The 242-nt window shown below is 41.3% G+C and carries 1 protein-coding gene; it reads right to left on the bottom strand.

Features of this window, described 5'->3' with window-relative positions:
* Positions 1-242: FAD-dependent oxidoreductase (locus tag AC0IXA_RS28015; protein WP_471814995.1), on the bottom strand; the 242-nt coding region annotated here is incomplete at both ends.

Here is a 242-nt window from a genome sequence, read left to right as displayed (position 1 = left end):
AATTAATACACCAACGTATGCTTCGTCACGACGTGGCGTCCACGAATCTTTACCTTGCACTTTAAGTGCCGCGTTCATACCAGCAATTAAGCCTTGTGCACCCGCTTCTTCGTAGCCAGTAGTTCCGTTTATTTGGCCTGCAAAGAATAAGCCTTCAATAAATTTAGTTTCTAGTGATTGTTTTAAATCACGTGGATCAAAGTAATCGTATTCAATAGCATAACCTGGTCGGCAAATATGTG

The organism is Pseudomonas sp. AC083 (assembly GCF_979253165.1).
This window is presented reverse-complemented; position numbering and strand designations above follow the sequence as displayed.